The organism is Gordonia sp. 34D (assembly GCF_056682775.1).
In genome coordinates this window covers 3,491,327-3,511,097 of record NZ_CM155293.1, presented here as the reverse complement: position 1 = coordinate 3,511,097, position 19,771 = coordinate 3,491,327, and the positions used below count along the sequence as shown (strand labels likewise).

22 protein-coding genes and 1 pseudogene are annotated in these 19,771 nt (G+C 63.7%); 10 read left to right on the top strand and 13 right to left on the bottom strand.

Features of this window, described 5'->3' with window-relative positions; all coding sequences use genetic code 11:
* Positions 1–10 precede the first annotated feature (10 nt).
* Both AC1L34_RS16285 and AC1L34_RS16280 read right to left on the bottom strand, forming a co-directional pair.
* Positions 11–430, bottom strand: a complete 420-nt coding sequence (locus AC1L34_RS16285) for a rhodanese-like domain-containing protein (RefSeq protein ID WP_424297496.1) — start codon at positions 428–430, stop codon at positions 11–13.
* Positions 427–912 (bottom strand): Rv0361 family membrane protein, encoded by a 486-nt coding sequence (locus AC1L34_RS16280; RefSeq protein WP_424297498.1) that lies wholly within the window; start codon positions 910–912, stop codon positions 427–429. The genes AC1L34_RS16285 and AC1L34_RS16280 overlap by 4 nt, the downstream gene beginning before the upstream one ends.
* Before the next feature lie 202 nt (positions 913–1,114).
* On the opposite strand from AC1L34_RS16280, the gene AC1L34_RS16275 reads away from it, so the two are divergent.
* The gene (locus AC1L34_RS16275) at positions 1,115–2,503 is read left to right on the top strand and encodes an FAD-dependent oxidoreductase (RefSeq protein WP_424297499.1); all 1,389 of its coding nucleotides are present in this window, start codon (positions 1,115–1,117) and stop codon (positions 2,501–2,503) included.
* A gap of 94 nt (positions 2,504–2,597) precedes the next feature.
* Here AC1L34_RS16275 and AC1L34_RS16270 read toward each other — a convergent pair whose 3' ends face one another.
* Positions 2,598–3,059, bottom strand: coding sequence for a hypothetical protein (locus tag AC1L34_RS16270; protein WP_424297500.1), 462 nt, complete (start codon positions 3,057–3,059; stop codon positions 2,598–2,600).
* 200 nt (positions 3,060–3,259) lie between these two features.
* On the opposite strand from AC1L34_RS16270, the gene AC1L34_RS16265 reads away from it, so the two are divergent.
* Both AC1L34_RS16265 and AC1L34_RS16260 read left to right on the top strand, forming a co-directional pair.
* The gene (locus AC1L34_RS16265; protein WP_424321844.1) at positions 3,260–4,249 is read left to right on the top strand and encodes a FecCD family ABC transporter permease; all 990 of its coding nucleotides are present in this window, start codon (positions 3,260–3,262) and stop codon (positions 4,247–4,249) included.
* Complete coding sequence (locus AC1L34_RS16260; RefSeq protein WP_424321843.1) at positions 4,246–5,325, top strand: FecCD family ABC transporter permease; 1,080 nt, start codon at positions 4,246–4,248, stop codon at positions 5,323–5,325. The genes AC1L34_RS16265 and AC1L34_RS16260 overlap by 4 nt, the downstream gene beginning before the upstream one ends.
* Positions 5,326–5,331: 6 nt before the next feature.
* On the opposite strand, the gene purT is transcribed toward AC1L34_RS16260, so the two are convergent.
* Genes purT through AC1L34_RS16245 form a run of 3 tightly spaced genes read right to left on the bottom strand, consistent with a single transcriptional unit; the run spans position 5,332 to position 9,727 of the window.
* Positions 5,332–6,873, bottom strand: a complete 1,542-nt coding sequence (purT, locus tag AC1L34_RS16255) for a formate-dependent phosphoribosylglycinamide formyltransferase (RefSeq protein ID WP_424321842.1) — start codon at positions 6,871–6,873, stop codon at positions 5,332–5,334.
* Positions 6,874–6,883: 10 nt separating this feature from the next.
* Positions 6,884–8,434 (bottom strand): adenylate/guanylate cyclase domain-containing protein, encoded by a 1,551-nt coding sequence (locus AC1L34_RS16250; protein WP_424297508.1) that lies wholly within the window; start codon positions 8,432–8,434, stop codon positions 6,884–6,886.
* A 6-nt stretch (positions 8,435–8,440) separates the two neighbouring features.
* Positions 8,441–9,727 (bottom strand): adenylosuccinate synthase, encoded by a 1,287-nt coding sequence (locus AC1L34_RS16245; protein WP_424321841.1) that lies wholly within the window; start codon positions 9,725–9,727, stop codon positions 8,441–8,443.
* 89 nt (positions 9,728–9,816) lie between these two features.
* Here AC1L34_RS16245 and AC1L34_RS16240 point away from each other — a divergent pair, with 89 nt between their 5' ends.
* A complete protein-coding gene (locus AC1L34_RS16240) occupies positions 9,817–10,458 on the top strand; it encodes a hypothetical protein (protein WP_424293698.1) in 642 nt (213 codons plus the stop codon).
* The gene (locus AC1L34_RS16235) at positions 10,455–11,234 is read left to right on the top strand and encodes a site-2 protease family protein (RefSeq protein ID WP_480034937.1); all 780 of its coding nucleotides are present in this window, start codon (positions 10,455–10,457) and stop codon (positions 11,232–11,234) included. Before AC1L34_RS16240 ends, AC1L34_RS16235 begins: the two co-directional genes overlap by 4 nt.
* Before the next feature lie 34 nt (positions 11,235–11,268).
* Here the strand turns inward: AC1L34_RS16235 and AC1L34_RS16230 are convergent, their stop codons facing one another.
* The 3 genes from AC1L34_RS16230 to AC1L34_RS16220 all read right to left on the bottom strand — a co-directional run bounded on the left by AC1L34_RS16230 (position 11,269) and on the right by AC1L34_RS16220 (position 13,937).
* Entirely contained in the window at positions 11,269–12,198 is a 930-nt protein-coding gene (locus AC1L34_RS16230) for a cation diffusion facilitator family transporter (protein WP_424293697.1), read from the bottom strand.
* A gap of 144 nt (positions 12,199–12,342) precedes the next feature.
* Positions 12,343–13,401, bottom strand: coding sequence for an FUSC family protein (locus AC1L34_RS16225; protein WP_424322648.1), 1,059 nt, complete (start codon positions 13,399–13,401; stop codon positions 12,343–12,345).
* A 92-nt stretch (positions 13,402–13,493) separates the two neighbouring features.
* Positions 13,494–13,937, bottom strand: coding sequence for a DUF3151 domain-containing protein (locus tag AC1L34_RS16220; RefSeq protein WP_424322647.1), 444 nt, complete (start codon positions 13,935–13,937; stop codon positions 13,494–13,496).
* Positions 13,938–14,055: 118 nt separating this feature from the next.
* Between AC1L34_RS16220 and AC1L34_RS16215 the strand changes: the two genes are divergently transcribed.
* The gene (locus tag AC1L34_RS16215) at positions 14,056–15,168 is read left to right on the top strand and encodes an Rv0361 family membrane protein (protein ID WP_424323598.1); all 1,113 of its coding nucleotides are present in this window, start codon (positions 14,056–14,058) and stop codon (positions 15,166–15,168) included.
* Between the two features lie 111 nt (positions 15,169–15,279).
* On the opposite strand, the gene fbaA is transcribed toward AC1L34_RS16215, so the two are convergent.
* Positions 15,280–16,314, bottom strand: a complete 1,035-nt coding sequence (gene fbaA, locus AC1L34_RS16210; protein WP_424323054.1) for a class II fructose-bisphosphate aldolase — start codon at positions 16,312–16,314, stop codon at positions 15,280–15,282.
* Positions 16,315–16,457: 143 nt separating this feature from the next.
* Here fbaA and AC1L34_RS16205 point away from each other — a divergent pair, with 143 nt between their 5' ends.
* On the top strand, positions 16,458–17,162 hold the full coding sequence (locus AC1L34_RS16205) for a DedA family protein (protein WP_424323053.1): 705 nt from the start codon (positions 16,458–16,460) through the stop codon (positions 17,160–17,162).
* 87 nt (positions 17,163–17,249) lie between these two features.
* Here the strand turns inward: AC1L34_RS16205 and AC1L34_RS16200 are convergent.
* Positions 17,250–17,426: pseudogene (locus tag AC1L34_RS16200) on the bottom strand (GMC oxidoreductase); the annotation flags it as partial.
* Positions 17,427–17,525: 99 nt separating this feature from the next.
* Between AC1L34_RS16200 and AC1L34_RS16195 the strand changes: the two are divergent.
* From AC1L34_RS16195 to AC1L34_RS16185, 3 genes are read left to right on the top strand one after another with little or no spacing between them, the layout of a single operon-like run.
* Complete coding sequence (locus tag AC1L34_RS16195; protein WP_424294677.1) at positions 17,526–18,023, top strand: hypothetical protein; 498 nt, start codon at positions 17,526–17,528, stop codon at positions 18,021–18,023.
* Complete coding sequence (locus AC1L34_RS16190; RefSeq protein ID WP_424294675.1) at positions 18,020–18,184, top strand: hypothetical protein; 165 nt, start codon at positions 18,020–18,022, stop codon at positions 18,182–18,184. The genes AC1L34_RS16195 and AC1L34_RS16190 overlap by 4 nt, the downstream gene beginning before the upstream one ends.
* Complete coding sequence (locus AC1L34_RS16185) at positions 18,177–18,518, top strand: DUF305 domain-containing protein (RefSeq protein WP_424294673.1); 342 nt, start codon at positions 18,177–18,179, stop codon at positions 18,516–18,518. The genes AC1L34_RS16190 and AC1L34_RS16185 overlap by 8 nt, the downstream gene beginning before the upstream one ends.
* Here the strand turns inward: AC1L34_RS16185 and AC1L34_RS16180 are convergent.
* Positions 18,515–19,201 carry a TrmH family RNA methyltransferase gene (locus tag AC1L34_RS16180; RefSeq protein WP_424294672.1) on the bottom strand — a complete coding sequence of 229 codons (687 nt, stop codon included), beginning with the start codon at positions 19,199–19,201 and terminating at the stop codon, positions 18,515–18,517. The two genes, AC1L34_RS16185 and AC1L34_RS16180, sit on opposite strands and share 4 nt — an antisense overlap.
* Complete coding sequence (gene pyrE / locus AC1L34_RS16175) at positions 19,194–19,760, bottom strand: orotate phosphoribosyltransferase (RefSeq protein WP_424294671.1); 567 nt, start codon at positions 19,758–19,760, stop codon at positions 19,194–19,196. Before pyrE ends, AC1L34_RS16180 begins: the two co-directional genes overlap by 8 nt.
* Positions 19,761–19,771 lie beyond the last annotated feature (11 nt).

Below are 19,771 nucleotides of genomic sequence, written 5' to 3'. Positions count from 1 at the left end.
TACTAACTCCTTATGACTGTCGCCACGGCAGCGACTCAGCACGCCAACCGGCGCCTCCGCGGTGACCCGCTGCGTCTGTTGCTCCTTCAAACCCGTCCAGAATGTTGTACGCCTGGGCGAATCCGGCCGACACCGCGGCCTCAGCTGCGCCCATCGAACGCTGCCCCGACCGGCATAGAAACAGCACCCGGTGGTCGGGCGTGATGCCCGCTTCGTGCAGTTGCTCCACAAACCGAGGGTTCAGGGCGCCATCCGGGTAGTCGATCCATTCGATGAACACGGCGCGCTTGCCGATCGACGTCAGGTCGGGGACGCCGACAAAACTCCACTCGGCTTGGGTACGACAGTCAACCAAGACCGTATCCGGGTCTTCCTCGAGCAGTTCCCACGCTTTCGTGCACGTCATGTCACCCCGATACGCTCCGGTCATCGGCTGCACACCTTCCAGTCGTCGCCGACCTTCACCAAGTTCAAGTCCGTCGTCTGCTTGTTGTTTTCGGTCTTCTCCCGGTTCCAGTACGACTTCACCGTCGAGGTGGTGCCAACAATCTCGACGTCCATCTTGGTGACGACAACCTTGCCTTCGGCGTCGTTGAGGGCGCGGTTCTCGTCTGCGAACGCCACCGACTTCGGGAAGTCCGGCGAGTCGATGTCGGCCTGGCAGAACGAGTTTCGGTACTGGTCGTAGTTCAGCGTGCCCATTGCGCTGTACATGTCGTTGACGCGGTGCTGCACCAGGGTGGAGTCGTTAAGTCGCTCGTCCGGCGGGTTCACGAGGGCGACGATCAACACGAAGGCGAGCAGCGCCAGCATCAGCGATCCCGCGAGGATCATCGGCAGGGCGGCCTTCCACGATCGTGGCTGGTCGTCATCGTCGCCGTATTCGTCGACTTCGGGCTGGTCTTGGCTCATGAGAACCGAGTCTATCGGCCCGCCCGCTGGTGGTTTCTGTGCGGCCATCCCGCCAGATAAGGGCACCCGCGGTGATTCGTCAAGAGTTAATTGCACAACGAATTCAACATAGGCATGCCTCACCCAAAAATTTTGGGACCGGCGCGGCAAGACATAACGTAGAGGACATCCGGAGTCCAATCATTTGAGGAAGCACCTGTACATGAGTGACAACAGCCGCCCGTTGCGGGTCGCGATCATCGGCGCCGGTCCCGCCGGCATTTACTGCGCGGACGCCCTGATGAAGTCCGACACCGCGGCCGCTCGTGGCGTGAGCATCGACCTGTACGAGCGCATGCCTGCGCCCTTCGGCCTGATCCGCTACGGCGTCGCACCCGACCATCCCCGCATCAAGGGCATCATCACCGCCCTGCACAAGGTGCTCGATAAGCCGCAGGTTCGCCTGCTCGGCAACATCGACTACGGCACCGACATCACACTGGCCGACCTGCGCAAGCATTACGACGCCATCGTCTTCTCGACCGGCGCTACCGACGACCGCGGGCTGAAGATCCCCGGCGTCGACCTCGAACGCAGCTACGGTGCCGCCGAGTTCGTCGCCTGGTACGACGGCCACCCGGACTTCTCCCGCGAATGGCCGCTCGAAGAGGAGAAGGTTGCCGTTATCGGTGTCGGCAACGTGGCCCTCGACGTCGCGCGCGTCCTTGCCAAGACCGGCGACGAACTACTGCCGACCGAAATCCCAGACAACGTCTACCAGGGATTGAAGGCCAACAAGGCCCTAGAGGTGCACGTCTTTGGTCGCCGCGGTCCGGCGCAGGCCAAGTTCACGCCACTGGAGTTGAAGGAACTCGACCACTCACCGAACATCGAGGTGATCGTCGCTCCCGAGGACATCGACTACGACGAAGGCTCCACCGTCGCTCGCCGGTCGAGCAAAATCACCGACCAGGTCGCGACGATCATCGAGAACTACGCGATCCGCGAGCCCAAGCAGGGGGCAATCCACAAGCTGTTCTTGCATTTCTTCGAGAACCCGACCGAAATCTTGGGCGAAGACGGCAAGGTCGTCGGCATGCGCACCGAGCGCACAGAACTCGACGGCACCGGCAACGTCCGCGGCACCGGCAAGTTCAACGACTGGGATGTCACGGCCGTCTACCGGGCCGTCGGCTACCTGTCGGACAACCTGCCGGAAATCCCGTTCGACGATCAGGCGGGCGTCATCCCCAACGAGGCCGGCCGAGTCTTTGACGACGGCGAACAGGTCACCGGGCTGTACACCACGGGCTGGATCAAGCGCGGCCCCGTCGGCCTGATCGGTCACACAAAGGGTGATGCCAGCGAGACCGTGCAGTGCATCGTCGACGACATGCTGGCCGACAAGCTCAATGTTGCTGAAGATCCCTCGGAAGAGGCGGTCGTCGCGATGCTGGAGTCGCGGAAGATCCCGTTCACCACGTGGGACGGCTGGTACCGCCTCGATGAGCATGAGCGCAAGCTGGGCGAAGCTCAGGGCCGTGACCGGGTGAAGGTGGTTGAGCGTCACGAGATGCTCGCCGCTTCCGAGCCCGACAAAGCTAACGGCTAACAAGAGGGGCGTAAAGGCTAACGAAAGAGGGAGGGCAACCGAATCGGTTGCCCTCCCTCTTTGCTGTGCCGCGCCACTATTGGCGCGGGCTAGCTCACTTCTTGGGAGCGTTGCGTGCGTTCTGCCAGAATCCGAAGTTGTTCGTCGGGTTCTCGATCTGCTGTCCGATCGTGTAGCCCGAGATGGAGGCTGGCCAGCAGCCCTTCCACTTGGTATCGACAGTGATAGCCGTCTGCCCGGCCTTCAGTTCGCCGGTCTTGGTCTTCAGCGTCTTGTTGGCGGGGACCCACTTGTTAGCGCCGCCAATCTCGCTGACGGTGACACCGGTCATAGTGGAGCTGCCGATGTTCCGGACGCCCATCCAGCGGTGCATCTGCCAGACCGGACCGTCGTTCCAGTTGGGGCCCCAGAGCTTGAAGGTGCAGTTGACGCCACCGATGAGCTGGAGATCGCCGGGGCCAGCTGCGTGCGCCTGCGGCGCGGCAACCAGGGTGCCCGCACCAACGGCGCCAGCTACTGCGACAGCCGCAGCTGCTCGGGTCAAGGACTTCTTCATGTCTAGCCTTTCGTGCCGTTCGTCAGGAGGTCGGAGCGACCAGCCCAACCCTTAACCGTTTATCGAGCCGACCGTGCCAATTCGTTACCGATTCGGCAATCAGATTTTGGCTCGAAATACCTCAGGTCTGTCGTATTTTGGCACATTACTGATCCACCCGATCGAAACCCCGGGCGTCTACTTAGGTAAGGTAACCCTTTGTGAAAAAGGGAATCGGCGCATTCATCCTCGTGGCCGCAATCGCCGTCGCCTTTGTCGCATCCATCGCCATCGGTACCCGCAACGTTGCGCCGTCGGACATCTGGAACGCTCTTATCGACCCCGCCAGCGCGACCGCTGGTGGCCTGGACGTCCTAGTCCACAGTCGCCTCATCCGATCGGCACTTGCCGTAATCGTCGGGCTCGCCATCGGCGCGGCCGGTGCCCTCACTCAGGGCCACACCCGCAATCCACTCGCCGACCCCGGACTCCTCGGAATCAATGCCGGGGCCGCCTGCGCTGTCGTCACCGGCGTCTTTGTCTTCGGTACCTCGGGGCAACTCACCACCACCTGGCTCGCACTGCTCGGCGCATCTATCGCGGCTGCCACCGTCTTCGGCATCTCCGCTATCACCGGCGCATCACCGTTGACGCTGATCCTCGCCGGGGCGGGAATCAGCGCATGCTTAGCCGCGGTGTCGTCGGCCCTCGTTCTCATGGACGGCGCCTCCCTCGACACCTGGCGTTTTTGGAACGTTGGCGCCGTCGCAGGTCGCGGTGCCGACGTCCTCTGGACCACCCTCCCATTTGTGGTGGTCGGGTTGATCCTGGCGTTCGCAAGCGGGTGGTTCCTCAATCTGCTGAGCCTCGGCGATGACATTGCGGCCGCGCTAGGCGGACGGGTCGGCCTCATTCGGGCGAGCGGAATCCTCGGGATCACTGTCCTGGCCGGCGCAGCCACCGCAGCGTGTGGGCCAATTGTCTTCCTCGGGCTGGTGGTGCCCCACATTGCGCGGGCGTTCACCGGACCCGACTACCGCTGGATCATCCCCTACTCGGCGCTGGCCGGGGCCCTGCTAATCCTCGTCTGCGACATTGTCGGTCGCGTTATCGCACGCCCGGGCGAAGCACAGGTCAGCGTGGTGCTCGCGCTCATCGGCGGTCCCATCCTCATGCTTATGGTTCGACGAAAGAGGCTGTCCGCCGTATGACCACCGACCTCAAACCCGATTTCCGAACCGGAACGCGCATCGTCCGCATCGGCGAAGCCAGCTGGTCGCTCAAGCTCGGTCTATTGCGCTGGTCGATCGCTGGCCTCGTTGCCACCGGCGTGCTGTTCCTCATCGGACTGTCGGTCGGATTCACCACGCCGGTCCACGTCGCCCGCATCATTCTCGGTGGAGGCACGACGGCCGAGAACATCGTGATCTTCGACGACGTGCTGCCCCGCGTTCTCGTCGGCTCGCTCGCCGGATTCTCCTTGGCATTAGCGGGCTGCCTCACCCAGATCGTCACCCGAAACCCCCTCGCCACCCCTGACATGCTCGGCATCACGTCCGGAGCCAGCGCCGGAGCGGTCCTCGCGTTAACCTCCGGTTCGACGGGCTTTGGGGCATTTTTCACAGCGCTCGGCGTCCCGACGTCGGCGCTAATCGGCGGACTCTTTGCCGCCCTGCTGATGTACGCGCTCGCCTGGACCAAAGGTCAAGTCATCACGAGCACGCTGCGCCTGATCCTGATCGGGGTCGGCTTGACGTGGATGATGCAGGCCGTCGTCGGCTACGTCATGACGCGCGCGGACGTGCACGACTCCGGGACCGCGCAAAAGTGGCTCGTCGGCTCACTGGCGTCACTGGGGTGGAGTTCGGTGATCACCGTCGGCGTCGCCGCCGTGATCGGGATTGGGTGGAGCATGGCAAATACCCGATCACTCGCGGTCAGCAGCCTCGGACCCGATATCGCGCAAGGCCTCGGGGTCCGCCTGGGAGTGGTCACCTATGGCACGCTGATCGCAGCCGTCGTGGTGGCCTCACTGGCCGTATCTGTTGCCGGTCCCATCGCCTTTGTGGGGTTGGTCGCCCCACAAATCGCACTCCGGCTGGCCCACACCGCGCAGCCCACGCCGATGTTCTCCGGACTCGTTGGAGCAGCCATGGTCCTGACCGCTGACATCGTCTGCCGCACCATTGCCCCGGCAGGCCTGCCGGTCGGCGTCATTACCGCCGCGGTTGGCGGACCGTTCCTGGTGCTCTTGATTATCCAGTCGGCCCGCCGATCCCCCGTTTAGGCGGCTTTAGCGCGGCCCCGGCGGAAACTGTCCCGGTCGGGGCGGCGGCGGCCCTGCCGGTCGCTGCCCACCGGGCCCAACCGGTCCGCGTGGCCCCGGCTGCACCATCGGTCCGGGTCGCTGGGGCGGCCCGGGCGGCATCGGCGGCCGAGGCATCGGCGGGCCCGACGGCCGGCCAGGTGCCTGCAATAGTTCGGTTGCGGCTTCATCGGCGGGCGAGGTTGGCTGCAGAATCGGCGCCATGATCGTCGGCGACACCGGCTGTGGCGCTTCGGCATCGGCGGTATCCGGACCCGTTGCCGCGGCGTCTGAGGCGAGCAACGGCTTCACCAAACCGGCGGCCCGCACGGCCTTCTCGCGTGCGGCAGCAGTGTTGGGTGCGGTCGCAACCGCCACCCCGACCCGGCGTCGAGCAAAGCTCTCCGGCTTACCGAACAGGCGCAGGTCCACATCGGGGTCCGCGAGCGCCTCCGCGACACCGGCAAACCTAATGGCGACGTCGTCGTGCTGTCCGTAGATTACGGCGGACGCGGCGGGGCTGCGCATCAACGTACTGACGGGCAAGCCGAGGACTGCCCGGGCATGCAGTTCAAACTCCGACAGTCGTTGGGAGGCCATCGTCACCAAACCGGTGTCGTGCGGACGCGGGCTGACTTCTGAAAAGTACACTTCATCGCCCTTGATGAAGAGCTCGACGCCGAACACGCCGCGGCCGCTGAACTCGCCCGCCTTACTGTCGGGGTTACCCATGGCGGTGACAATGCGGGCCGCGATCGACCGCGCGACGCCGTAGGCGGCCTGACTCATCCGCTGGGGCTGCCAGCTTTCGACATAGTCCCCGTCTACCTGGCGGTGCCCGATGGGGTCGCAGAAGTAGGTCGTGAGTTTCCCGGTCGCCGGGTCGATGGCGCGGACAGTCAGCAGGGTGATTTCGTAGTCGAACTCGACAAACCCTTCGACGATCACGCGATCGTTGTTGACCCGGGCACCCGTGCGCGCAGTTTCCCACGCAGCATCAACGTCGGCGGGTCCGCGCAACGTGGATTGCCCTTTGCCCGACGACGACATGACGGGCTTCACCACGCAGGGGAAACCGATGCTGCCGACGGCACGCCGCATCTCATCGAGCGATCCGGCAAACAGATACGGGGAGGTCGGAAGGCCGAGCTCTTCGTCCGCGAGACGCCGGATGCGTTCCCGATTCAACGTCGCCGACACTGCCTTGGCACTCGGAATCACTTCCGAGAGCCCTTCAGCCTCAACGGCTTCCAGCGCATCCGTGGCAATTGCCTCAATCTCGGGAAGCACATAGTTCGGCTGGTATTTGGCAATAACGTCGCGAACCTGGGCAGCGTCGGTCATGTCGATCACCTCGGCGTGATGGGCCACCTGATGCGCCGGAGCGTTCGCATATCGATCGACGGCGATCACTTCCACACCGAATCGCTGCAAAGCGATCGTGACTTCTTTACCGAGTTCTCCGGATCCGAGGAGCAATACCTTCACCGCGGTCGGACTCAGCGGAGTCCCGATCACATTCGACACCATGTGCCAGATCCTACCTATCGTGCGGAGTGTAAATCTCCGTCCGCTCACTGCGACCACGCAGCGTCACCGACGTGCGCCGCTCCCACCGCTCCCGCTCATCGGCGTTAGCAGCAACGATCGTGCGGGCCGACGCGAAGGGCAGGTCCGGGGCCTCTTTGGCGACCTCCGACAACCGCGCACTTTCGTTCACCGGGTCACCGATGACCGTGTACTCGAAACGTTGGATGGCGCCGACGTTGCCTGCGACCACATTGCCGTAGCTGACACCGATCCCGGCTTGTAACTCTGGCACCTCGGCGGCCAGCCGGCCGGCAACCTGCCGCGAGGCCAACAGTGCCGCACCTGCCGGGTCACCGATCTGCAAAGGTGCGCCGAAAATCGCGAGGACGGCGTCGCCCTCGAACTTGTTGACCAGTCCCCCGTTGGCTTCGACAACTTCGACAATCACCTGGAAAAAGCGATTGAGCACGTCGACGACTTCCGTCGGGGTGCGTTCGGTGGCCAGGCGAGTGGACCCGATGACGTCGACGAAGATCACGGCTACCGTGAGCTCCGCGCCGCCGAGCTCCGGATCTTGGCGGAGTGCGGCGGCAGCGACGTCACGGCCCACGTGGCGACCAAAGATGTCGCGGGTCCGCTCCTGCTCCCGGAGCCCGGCAACCATCGTGTTAAACCCGTACTGGAGTTCCCCGAGTTCGGAGGCGTCGTAAACGACGAGGTCGGCGTCTTTGCTGACATCACCCGCGCGAACCCTCGCCATGCCGGCCTGCACATTGCGGATCGGGCCGGTCACCTCCCAGGCGAACAGCAGCATGGCGAGCAGGCCGATTGCCCCGGCGACAAAAACCAGCACGGTGACCGACACGAAGAGACCGGTCCTCGTTACTCGATCGCCGACGGCCGATAAGAGCGTCACGATAAAGATGCCAGCCAACGGCACGCCGGTGCCGACAATCCAGGCGCTCAATGCCCGCGAACGCACCGAACTGCCCCGTACCCGAAAGCCAGCTTCCATGATTTTCGCGTACACCGGGCGCAACAGCACGTCGATAAAGATGTTGACGATCGCAATCACGACCACCCCGCTCATCAGGACGATGAGCACCACTTTCAAGATCAGGTCGGGATCGATGATCCCGTACCAAATCCCCAATAGCAGAGCGCAGCCCGCCCACAGGAGGCCTTGCAGCCCGGTGAGAAAGCGACGCGCCCTTACCGTGCGTCGAACGTCCTGTCGTGTGGGCTCCCGATCCTCGATCGCCCATTTCAGGGAGCGAACCGTCGCTACGGTCCCGATGAACGCCCCGACAGCGAGTCCCACCACGATGTAGATCGGGAGGGCCACAAAGTTGACCCACGCCAGATCTCTGCGCAAGAACGACGGATCCGGGATCCCGACCGTGGCCAGCACGATGGCGATACCGATGCCGATGACCTGGGCGATAACAATCGTCGAGGTCAGCAGCGACTGGATCCGGACCCGCTGCCGATGCGGGTCTTCATCGACCCCACCAAGCAGAATCGAACCGTAATCGCGCCGGAAGTTGGGACGCCGGGGCATTACCAGCTACACGATTTCGTGGCGAACAATCGTCTCGTCGCGGCCGGGGCCAACGCCGATGCACGACACCCGAGCACCCGAAAGTTCCTCGATCCGGTGCACATAGTTCTGCGCGTTGGTCGGCAATTCCTCGAAAGTGCGGCACCCGGAAATGTCTTCCGACCAGCCGGGCATCATCTCGTAGATTGGCTTCGCGTGGTGGATGCCGGTCTGCGTCATCGGCCAATCCTCGACACGTTCGCCGTCCACGTCGTACGCCACACAGATCGGCACTTCGTCCAGGCTCGACAGCACGTCGAGTTTGGTGAGGAAGTAATCGGTGATGCCATTGACGCGGGTTGCGTAGCGGGCGATAACGGCGTCGAACCAGCCGGTGCGGCGGGCACGACCGGTGGTCACGCCAACTTCACCGCCCGTCTTCGCGAGGTACTCGCCGGAATCGTCGAAGAGTTCCGTCGGGAACGGTCCTTCGCCGACACGCGTGGTGTACGCCTTCAGAATGCCGAGGACAGTGGTGATCCGCGTGGGTCCGATACCGGCACCGACGGCCGCGCCACCCGCGGTCGGATTCGACGACGTCACATACGGGTAGGTGCCGTGGTCGACGTCGAGCAGGGTGCCCTGCGAGCCTTCGAGGAGGACGGTGTCGCCGCGCTCGAGTGCCTCATTAAGCAGTCGTTGAGTATCGGCGATGCGGTGCTTGAACCCTTCTGCCAGCTCAAGAGTCTCGTCAACAACCTGCTGCGGGTCCAGCCCCTTGCGGTTGTAGATCTTGGTGAGGATCTGATTCTTGAACTCCAGGGCCGCTTCGACCTTCTGGGTGAGGATCTTCTCATCCAGTACGTCGGCGACACGAACGCCCACGCGGGCGATCTTGTCCTGGTAGCAAGGACCAATCCCGCGACCCGTGGTGCCGATCTTGCTGTTGCCCAGGAACCGTTCGGTGACCTTGTCGATCGCCACGTGGTACGGCATCAGCAGATGCGCGTCGGCGGACAACATGAGCGCCGAAGTGTCGACGCCGCGGTCCTCGAGCCCCTTGAGTTCGCTCAAGAGAACACTCGGGTCGACGACGACGCCGTTGCCGATCACGTTGTTCACACCCGGCGTCAAAATCCCCGATGGGATCAGATGCAGGGCAAACTGCTCGCCGTTCGGCAGCACAACGGTGTGACCCGCATTGTTACCACCCTGGTAGCGAACCACCCACTGCAGACTTCCGCCGAGCAGATCGGTTGCTTTACCTTTGCCTTCGTCGCCCCACTGGGCGCCGATGAGCACAATCGCAGACATATAGGTGCTCCTCCTAACATGCCTACCCTACTGGGTAAGTCCCGAATTGTTGGTCACGAGCCGCGTATACGCTTGTCGGGGTGACCCCCATTGTGTTGACCGTCAGCCCCGGCGACGAGGTTCCGTCGTCGCTGACGCGCCGATTGTCGGACCTCCTGGACGATGCTGCGTCCACCGGTTCCGACACCATTCGTGTCATTGTCGAGCCGGGCCGCGATTCAGAAATGGCACCCGATGCGTTCCTGTCGCGAGTGGTTGCGTCGTTGATGAAATTAGAGCGACTCGACGTCGAAGTTGCCTATGTGACGTGGCGGGCCACGCCGGCGACCATCAACTACGGTCTGCCGATCGGTCCCATTGCGCGCAAGCTCGCGGAGACCGGCGTCGCGCAAACCCTTCCGCTCATCCGCGACGATGCCGCCACCGTGCTCGTTGGTTACGCCCGTCACCTCGGCCAGGGCGGAGAAAAGTTGCACTGCGAGACCATCGCCGATTCAGAGCGGATCGCCGATGGGCGTGTCGCTGCCATCGAGATCCAGCCCCTGCTGGTGCAACCCGGAGTCCGCGGCCGCGTCGCGCGCTTTTTACCCGGCGGCTGGAAATCCGGTCGCGCCGTCCAGACCGGCGGGTTGAATCTGGTGGTCGAGCGCGAAGGCGAACTGACCGATCGGGTGGTGAAGCGGTCGACGTTCTACCGCCACCACGAGGATTGGCGGCTGGTGCGACCATGACGACCCCCACCACGGCAGCCCTGAAGTCGGTCCGTCCGGGCCCGGTGTTCCTCGGCCTCTGCGCAGCTTTCGGGTTGGGTATTTACCTGCTGTTGCGGTCGGGTACCGAACGCAACTGGCAGGGTCATCTGGGTGCGTTCCTGTTCGTGTTGAGCGGTTGGGTGATTTCCCTGGCGCTGCACGAGTTCGCGCACGCATTCACGGCTTTCCGGTACGGCGATCGGTCGGTGGAGGTGCGCGGATATTTGACGCTGAATCCGCTTAAGTACACCCATGCCGGACTGTCGATTGCGCTGCCACTGCTGATTGTCGCCCTGGGCGGGATCGGATTCCCGGGCGGCGCCGTCTACCTACATACAGCGGGGTTCACAAACGCCCAGCGCACCAAGGTGTCGCTGGCTGGCCCGGCCACCAACTTCACGTTGGGTTTGGTATTGCTGGCGGCGTTGGCAGTCAATGATCCGACGATGCAGTCGGGCAACCTGTGGGCGGCGACCGCCGCATTGGCGTTCTTGCAACTGTCGGCAACGCTGTTGAATATCTTGCCGGTACCGGGCTTCGACGGCTACGGCGCGATTGAACCGTACTTGTCGCCCGAGGTGCGGATGTCCGCGCAGAAGATTGCCCCGTTCGGCATTTTGCTGGTGTTCGTCCTACTGTTCATCCCATTCTTGAACCGCGCCTTCTTCGGCCTGGTTTATGACGTCTTCGACCTCTTCGGCATCAATCCCGGCTTTGCCCAATACGGCATGGGCCTGTTCGCCTTCTGGCTGTAGGCCGCCGGTCGAACTTGGCCGCGAATACCTCGAGCTACCAGGACATCTCTTTTTCGCAAGCAGCCTCGCCGCCCGCTGGATCCACTTGGATCGTGACGTGTTTCAAGCCGTGGGCGGCGAAAACGTTCTGCGCCGCCGCCAGGACCACCGCCCCGTCGCTGACCGCCGCAACGTGCACGGCGGCAATGTCCATCCCGGTCGTCAGCGACCAAATGTGAAGGTCGTGCACGTCGACGACGCCGGGGATGGCAGACAGTTCGGTTCGGATGAGGTCGACGTCGACATTCGCGGGTGCCTGCTGGTTCAGGATTTTGAGCGCGGCGATCGCCAACTTCAGCGCACGCGGCACCACCCACAGGGAGATCGCGACGGCGACGATGAGGTCGGCGTAGCCCCAACCGGTGGTGAGCGTGATGATGCCTGCGATCAGGACGCCCACGCTGCCGACCGCGTCGGCCAACACTTCCAGGTAGGCACCGCGGACGGCGAGGGAGCCTTCAGCGTCGGCCCGCAGCAGGTACATGACGACGATGTTGGCGATCAGCCCGAGGATTGCCACGACGATCATCGGCATGCCGGGGACGTCGGGGTCGGTGCCGAGACGCGAGATCGCCTCGTACAGGACGTAGGCACCAATGCCGAGGAGCAGAGCCGCGTTGACGACGGCGGTGAACACTTCCGCGCGGTACCAGCCGAAACTGCGGCCGTCGGTGACGCGCCCGTGGCGTGCGAGGAGCAGCGCCGCGAGTCCCATGGTGAGGGCGACGAGGTCGGTCGCCATGTGGCCAGCGTCGGCCACCAGCGCGAGCGACCCGGAGATCAACCCGGTAACCAGTTCGACGATGAAGAACACGCCGATGATGCCCAACGAGACTGCCAGCGGCCAGATTCGACGATGCCCCGCGTTCGGGCCAGCTAGGTCTGCCGCCGTGGGGCCATGACTATGCCCATGCTCAGTGCCCATAACCTCAATATATGCACCAATACGCATATATTGCAAGGCCTCGAATCACCGCCCCCAATCCGTTCTCGCATGATGCGTCGATTCCCGCACTATGTCCGACATAGTGCGGGAATCGACGCATCATGCGAGAACACCAGAAGGGGGTTAGCGGTTTAGGTGCAGTTGCGCGATTGCGGAGAGGCGTTTGAGGCCGGCGACCATCAGGAGGTCGACGAGCAACGACCGTAACTCCACCAGGAGCGCGGCTTCGGAGAGGTCTTCGACGTTGTCGGCGAGCGAGGTTCGTGCCTTGCGGACCACTGAACGGATCAACCGCGCGGCATCGGCTTGGTCCGGCTCTGCGCCGGGGGCCGCCAACATCACCTGGCGAAGAATCTCGAAGATGTCGCCGAGGTCGTTGATGATGTTGATCATCGACTGCTCTACCGGGACACCGCGCTGGGTCAGTGCCAGCGCACGCCGAGTGACGACCCGAAAGTTACGGACCGCGTTGTCGAGGGGATCGGCAGTGGCCGCGATGGTTCGCAGCCGATCACGCGACCCCCAATACAGCGGGGACAACGTCCCCACTTCACGTCCGGCGAGGACATCAGCTTGCAGGGTGTCGATCGCCGACTGCGTGCCGCGCGCCTTTTCCAGAACCTTGGCCACGGCGTCCTCATCACGTGCTTGCAGCGCCTCGGCCAACTCGCAGCTGAGATCTCGAAAGGTATCCAGGATTCCGGCCGCAGCACGTCGTGCCCGCCGGACCGGATTAATCGGCACCAACGCCCCCACCAGCAGGCCAATCAGCCCGCCAACCAATGCGTCGATCGCGCGTTCAAACCCGGCGACATCGCCCGGCGGCAGCAACGTGGCAACGAGCACCGCCGACGACGAGGCCTGCAACGGCAGCAGCGGCCCCTTGTCGAGGAACACCGCAGTCCCCATCGCTACCGCTACGACCACCGAAATCTGCCAGGGCCCGGACCCAATCTGGCTGATCACGATGTCGCCGACCAGAATGCCAATCGACACTCCGACGACGAGCTCTAAGGACCGCCGCCAGCGTCGCGCCAGCGACAAACCCAACGAAGCGACCGCCGCGATCGGGGCAAAGAACGGGGCCGCGTGGTCGAGCAAATCGAGCGCTACAAACCACGCCAGTCCCGCGGCGATCGCACACTGGGCGATCGGTAACAACGACAGCCACAATCGTCGCACCCGCGTCCGCAACGCCGGGTGCAACCCGGCGACGGCCCGCGAGAAGTCGTCGCGGACCGTCGTTGGTTCGTCCGATAGGGGGTCGGTACTGATCAGTCCAGGCCCAGTTCGGCGATGGCGCGGGGGTCACTGTCGTTGAGCAAATCCAGGCACCGAAGGTATTCATCTTCTTCACCGACGGCCTGCGCCGCGCGAGCCAACGCACCGACGCAACGCAAGAATCCGCGGTTTTCTTCGTGGCTCCACGGGACCGGGCCAAAGCCCTTCCAACCGGCTCGACGCAACTGGTCGAGCCCGCGGTGGTAGCCGGTACGGGCATAGGCGTAAGCCGCGACGACGCGGGTCAGGTCGGGTTCAGCACCATCGAGAGCACCGTCGAGCGACGCCTCGGCGAGGTAAGCCCAGGCGATGGACGCCGACGGATGCGCTGCCGCGACGGCGCTGGGGTCGAGCCCGTTCAGCAAGTCCGACTCAGCGTCGTCGTCTCCCGGGAGCAGGGTGGGCGGGGGTCCGAGAAGATCTCCAAATGACGTCACAGATTCATTCAACCATCTGATCGGGCCGCTCCGACCACGCTCGTAGGAGGCCGGTCCGATATCCTGACGCTTGCGCGTGTAGCTCCACCGCACCCGACGAACATTGGAACTTGAGTAAATGTCTGAATCGGACAACGACAACGCCGCCGCCATTGACAAGGTAGTCGGCGCTTTCCGTGCCCAGCGCGAGCAGGGCAAGTCCACCGCCGCGGAGTCAGACGAGGCTGCCGCCCCGGCTGACCAGGTCGAACCGACACGCACCCCGACCGAGGTGGAAAAGCTCGAAGACGAGCCGGAACCGGCAGGCGGGGGCACCTCCGAAGCTCCGACGAAGGCATTCAAGATTCCGGCAGAAGTTGCTGCGGCCGCCGCCGCGGCCGCAGCTGCCCGCACGACCGACGTCGCGAGCACCGCCGACATCGTCGAGGAGAGTGTCGTCGGAGATCCCCTCGAAGGCGAAGCCTTCGCCGACGCCCCCGGAGCCGATGCCGACGACCTCGACAAGGCAATCCTCGTTGAGCAGTCCATTGCGCTGGCCGAGGAGAAGAGCTCCGACGACGCCGCCGGTGCTGACGCCGCCACCGAGCAGATTTCGACCGAAGCGGTTACCGCCCAGCTCGCCGACGCCAGTTCCGAAGCCGCGACCACCGAGATGAAGGTGCCTGCCGGAGTCAGCGCAGCCGCTGGGGCAGCCGCTGCGGCCGCCGCAGCCGCCGCAGCGACGACCACCGGCCCCACTCCCACCGCCGAGAAGCCCGCACCGCAGGTGGTTGCCCCGGCAACGAATGCCGCCGAGGCGAAGTCGAAGGGCGGGCGCGGCAAGTGGATTGCCATCGCCCTGGCCGCAGTTGTGCTGCTCGCCGTCATCGGCATCGGCCTGTGGTACGCGCTGGTTGCAAACTCACCCGAGAACGACGCCGCAGATGTCGCCAAGGACTTCCAGAACGCCATGACCGACGGCGACCTCGATGATCTTCGCGACCTCACCTGCGGCGCTGAGAAGGCCTTCTACACCTCCGTCTCCGAGGAGCAGTTCCAGAAGGCCTACCAGGCACAGAAGGCAACCAACCAGATGATGACCTTCGACGACGTCAATGCCGTCCAGATCAACGGCGACACCGCGCTCGTCGGCGTCGACATGTACCCGGTCAACAACCCGTCGAAGAAGCTTCCCGCGCAGATCACCCTGCACAAGGTCGACGGCGACTGGAAAGTCTGCACCAAGCCGTAACTGATTCGGTCTGGACCACAGAACCGAAGGAGGGGCGCCCGGATTACTCCGGGCGCCCCTCCTTATTGCTCGCGATTGCTCGCGTTACAGCTTTTGCGCGAACCGCAGTTCTTAGCGGCCGATCGACTTACCGGACGAACCGAGGTCGTTGCAGGCTTCCACAACGCGCTCAGCCATCGAGGTCTCAGCCTTCTTCAGGTAGCTGCGGGGGTCGTAGACCTTCTTGTTACCAACTTCACCGTCGACCTTGAGCACGCCGTCGTAGTTGCCCATCATGTGACCGGCAACCGGACGGGTGAACGCGTACTGGGTGTCGGTGTCGACGTTCATCTTGATGACGCCGTAGCTGACGGCTTCTTCGATGTCCTCAACCGACGAGCCCGAGCCGCCGTGGAAGACAAAGTCGAACGGCAGGGCGTCGGCGTCGAGTCCGAGCTTGGCGATCGCGGCGTCCTGACCCTCCTTGAGGACGGCGGGGCGCAGCTTCACGTTGCCCGGCTTGTAGACGCCGTGCACGTTGCCGAAGGTTGCGGCCAGCAGATATGTGCCGTTCTCGCCAACGCCGAGGGCGTCGACGGTCTTCTCGAAGTCCTCAACCGAGGTGTACAGCTTGTCGTTGATGGCGTTCTCGACACCGTCTTCTTCGCCGCCGACGACGCCGATCTCAACCTCGAGGATGATGTTGGCTTCGCGGGCCTTCTGCAGCAATTCCTTGGCGATCTCAAGGTTTTCGTCGATCGGCACCGCCGAGCCGTCCCACATGTGCGACTGGAACAGCGGGTTCTGACCGTTGGCGACGCGTTCGCGGGAGATCTCGATCAGCGGGCGGACGAAGGTGTCGAGCTTGTCCTTCGGGCAGTGGTCGGTGTGCAGTGCGATGGTGACGTCGTACCGGTCGGCGACAACGTGCGCGAACTCGGCGAGCGCGACTGCTCCGACAACCATGTCCTTGACTCCGAGGCCGGAACCAAATTCGGCACCACCGGTGGAGAACTGGATGATGCCGTCACTGCCTGCGTCTGCGAAGCCCTTGATGGCAGCGTTGATCGTCTCTGATGAAGTGCAGTTGATGGCGGGGAACGCGTACCCTTCCTTCTTCGCCTTGGTAAGCATCTCGGCGTACTTTTCGGGGGTTGCGATGGGCATTTCACGTCCTGTCGAGCGGTGGATTCGTTCCACACTGAGAATGGGGTACCACCCCAGTTTGCCAGGTCTGCCGCGGGCTTGGGCCGGTCCCCCATCATCGCGGTTAAGGGTTCTCCAAACTTTCCCCGGTAAGGTCAAGCCCTGTGATCGACACTCTTCTCGCCGAGACCACCACAAATGTGGCGCTGATGCCCGGCTTCATGGACCCCTTTAACCTGATCGGCTACTTCGGTGCCGCCGCTTTCTGGGGTCTACTGCTGGTGATCTTCATCGAATCCGGCGTTCTGTTCCCCGTTCTCCCCGGCGACTCGCTCCTGTTCGTCGCTGGCCTTATCGCCGCTGGTAGCGCGACTGCCGAGCATGCGGAGAAGGTCGCCAATTCGGGCTTGACGTTGTGGCCCCTGCTGATCGGCGTGCCGATCGCGGGCATTTTGGGCGGTCAGGTGGGCTACTGGATTGGCCGCTACGTCGGCACTTCTATGTTCAAACCCGACGCCCGCTTCCTGAAGGAGCGGTACATCGAAGAAGCCCACACCTTCTTTGAGAAGCACGGCCCCATCACGATCTTCTTGGCGCGTTTCGTGCCGATCGTCCGCACCTTGGCACCGATTGTCGCTGGTGCGGCACGCATGAAGTTCACGGTCTTCACCATTTACAACGTGGTCGGCGCGATCGTTTGGGGCGCAGGCATCGTCCTCCTCGGCTACTGGCTGGGCCAGTTCGAGATCGTTCAGAAGCTCATCGAGCCGATCTTCATTCTGATCGTCCTGGTGTCTGTGCTTCCGATGGTCATCGAATGGCTCCGCCGCCGCCGCAGCGGCAACGAGCCCGCAGAGATCGCCGAGTAACCCACCGGATTTGTCGCACCCCGTCTGTTGTCGCACTATGTCGCGACATCGTGACAACCCGACGGGGTACGACAACCAGCGTTCGGTTCAGATGATCGGGCCGACGTCCTTCCGCACAATCTCGTCGAACGAGCGCTCTGCGACGGCCGCGATGGTCATCGGCGGATTGCAGGCCGCAGCGGTTCCCGGAATCAGTGCGCCGTCGACCACGTACAGGCCGCGTTGACCTTGGACGCGGCCGACCAGATCGCAGACTGCACCCATGTACCTGTCCCATAATTTCGGCGGCATCAGCATCTACGACATTCGGCAGGTCACCAAACGCTCGCCGAATCCGCAGGTGCCACTGCTCAGCAACCTGTCGTGGGACGATGCAGGCTGGGCCACCCAGCATTCGGTGGGTTGTTCGCCTACGAGTCCCACTATTGCTCGGCCGACCGCCCGGTCAATCCGACCGCGCTGGCATGCGGCTGGACGTCGTCTGGCGTTCGCGTGTTCGACATTCGAGATCCGTTGCACGTCAAGGAAATTGCCTATTACGTACCGCCCGCCAGGCCAGCCACTCCGCTCACCGCCTGGAACTCACCGCACACCATGTCGGCGGTGATCGGTGTGCCAGCCTTGAGTGCGCCGTCGATTCGCGACGCCCTGCGCCGCGGCGAGTTTGATCCCGCCCAGGCGCAGAGCAGTCGCAATGGTTTGCTGGTCAGCGACATGTCGAGCGACATGTGCTTCTCCCCGCCGGAGTGGCGCGGCAACAAACTGTACGTGACGTGCTCGGATAACGGTTTCCAGGTCATCGAGCTGACAAATGCCGTCTACCGGGCACCTGCAAACCAGGAAACGACAGTGGGTTCATGACCGCACGCTCAACCGTTATTGCCTGTGTTTGGTTCACCTTTGCCGTCCTCGCTTTTATTGCGGGACTGGCACTTCGGCCCGCAATCCTGAACGAGGCGCCGCGCACGTCGCTGCTGTCACCGATTGAAGTCGGCTACCTGCAAGTTCCTGCAGATGGCTGACGAGCCGATTTCCTCGCCGTCCCCCATGTCGTGGATGCACCGGTACGGCAGCCCCTCGCATCACCACGAGCCCGGACACGAGATGCCGGGGATGGCGACCGACGACGAGGTCGCCTCCCTCGGTGTGCTTACCGGGGTGGAGGCGGAGAACCAGTTCCTGCGCCTTATGCAACGTCACCACTACGGCGGCATCGCAATGACACAGGACCTGCTTGCTTACGGCCCCGCGGTTGGTCCGGTGGTTCGGCTCGCCCGCACCATCTTGAACGCGCAGACCAAGGAGACCGGATTGATCGGTGCCATGCTCGTGGCGAGAGGCGTCGTCGACTCTTAACCCCAGGCCTGATCCAGATCGGCGTGCTGGGCAATCCAGGTGTGCATCACGATTCCGGCGGCCACACCCGCGTTGATGCTGCGGGTCGAGCCGAATTGGGCGATAGACACGGTGAGGTCGGCGCGGTCTTGGGTTTCGTCACTGACTCCCGGGCCTTCCTGACCGAACACGAGGAGGCAGCGGAGAGGGAGTTTGGTGCGCTCCAACGGAACGGAACCGGGGGTATTGTCCACCGCCACGACCGCCAACTCGTTCTCCCGAGCCCATGCCATCAGGTCTTCGACCCGCTCGTGATGCTGCAGGTGTTGGTAGCGGTCGGTCACCATCGCGCCGCGGCGGTTCCAGCGCTTGCGCCCCACAATGTGGACGGTCGAAGCTAAGAACGCATTCGCCGTCCGCACAACCGTCCCGATGTTGGCGTCGTGGCCCCAGTTCTCGATGGCGACATGAAAATCGTGGCGTCGAGTATCGAGGTCGGCGATGATCGCTTCCCGGGTCCAATACCGGTACGCATCAACCACATTGCGGCGATCACCCTCGAGGAGCAGTTGCCGATCAAAACGGGGATCGCCCGGTAGCGGGCCTTCGGATTCTTCGAGCCACGGCCCAACACCAATGGCCGGACCGACGCCCGTCACCCACTCGGTGGGCCCCGCCGCGGGGTCCGCCTCAGGCTCAGGCAAGGCCGAGGTCAGCGAGGTTCAGCAGCGAGCGGTACGGGACGCCGAGAGCGGTAATGACATCGTCGGCACCCGTGGCGCGATCGACAACGGTCGCCACGCCGACAACCTCGGCACCGACCTCGCGGGCCGCTCGTACCGCCTCCGACGGCGATGCCCCGGTGGTCGAAGTGTCTTCGACGACGAGGACGCGGCGACCCACAATGTCCGGGCCCTCGATGCGCCGCTGCATGCCGTGGGCCTTGGCGGCCTTGCGGACGACGAACGAGTCAATGGCGCGCCCCTGCGCGTGCATGATCGATGTTGCGACGGGATCGGCCCCGAGGGTGAGCCCGCCGACAGACACGTAATCCCAGTCGGCAGTGAGTTCACGCATCAGCTGACCGATGAGGCGGCTGGCTTCCGAGTGCAGGGTCGCGCGGCGCAGGTCCACGTAGTAGTCAGCAACCTTGCCCGACGACAGGGTCACCTTTCCGTGCACCACGGCCAGCTCGGTCACGAGCTCGGCGAGGCGGGCGCGGGCGGCACCGTCGACGGCGGGAGTGGCATCAGTTGACGACATATTTAAGTCAC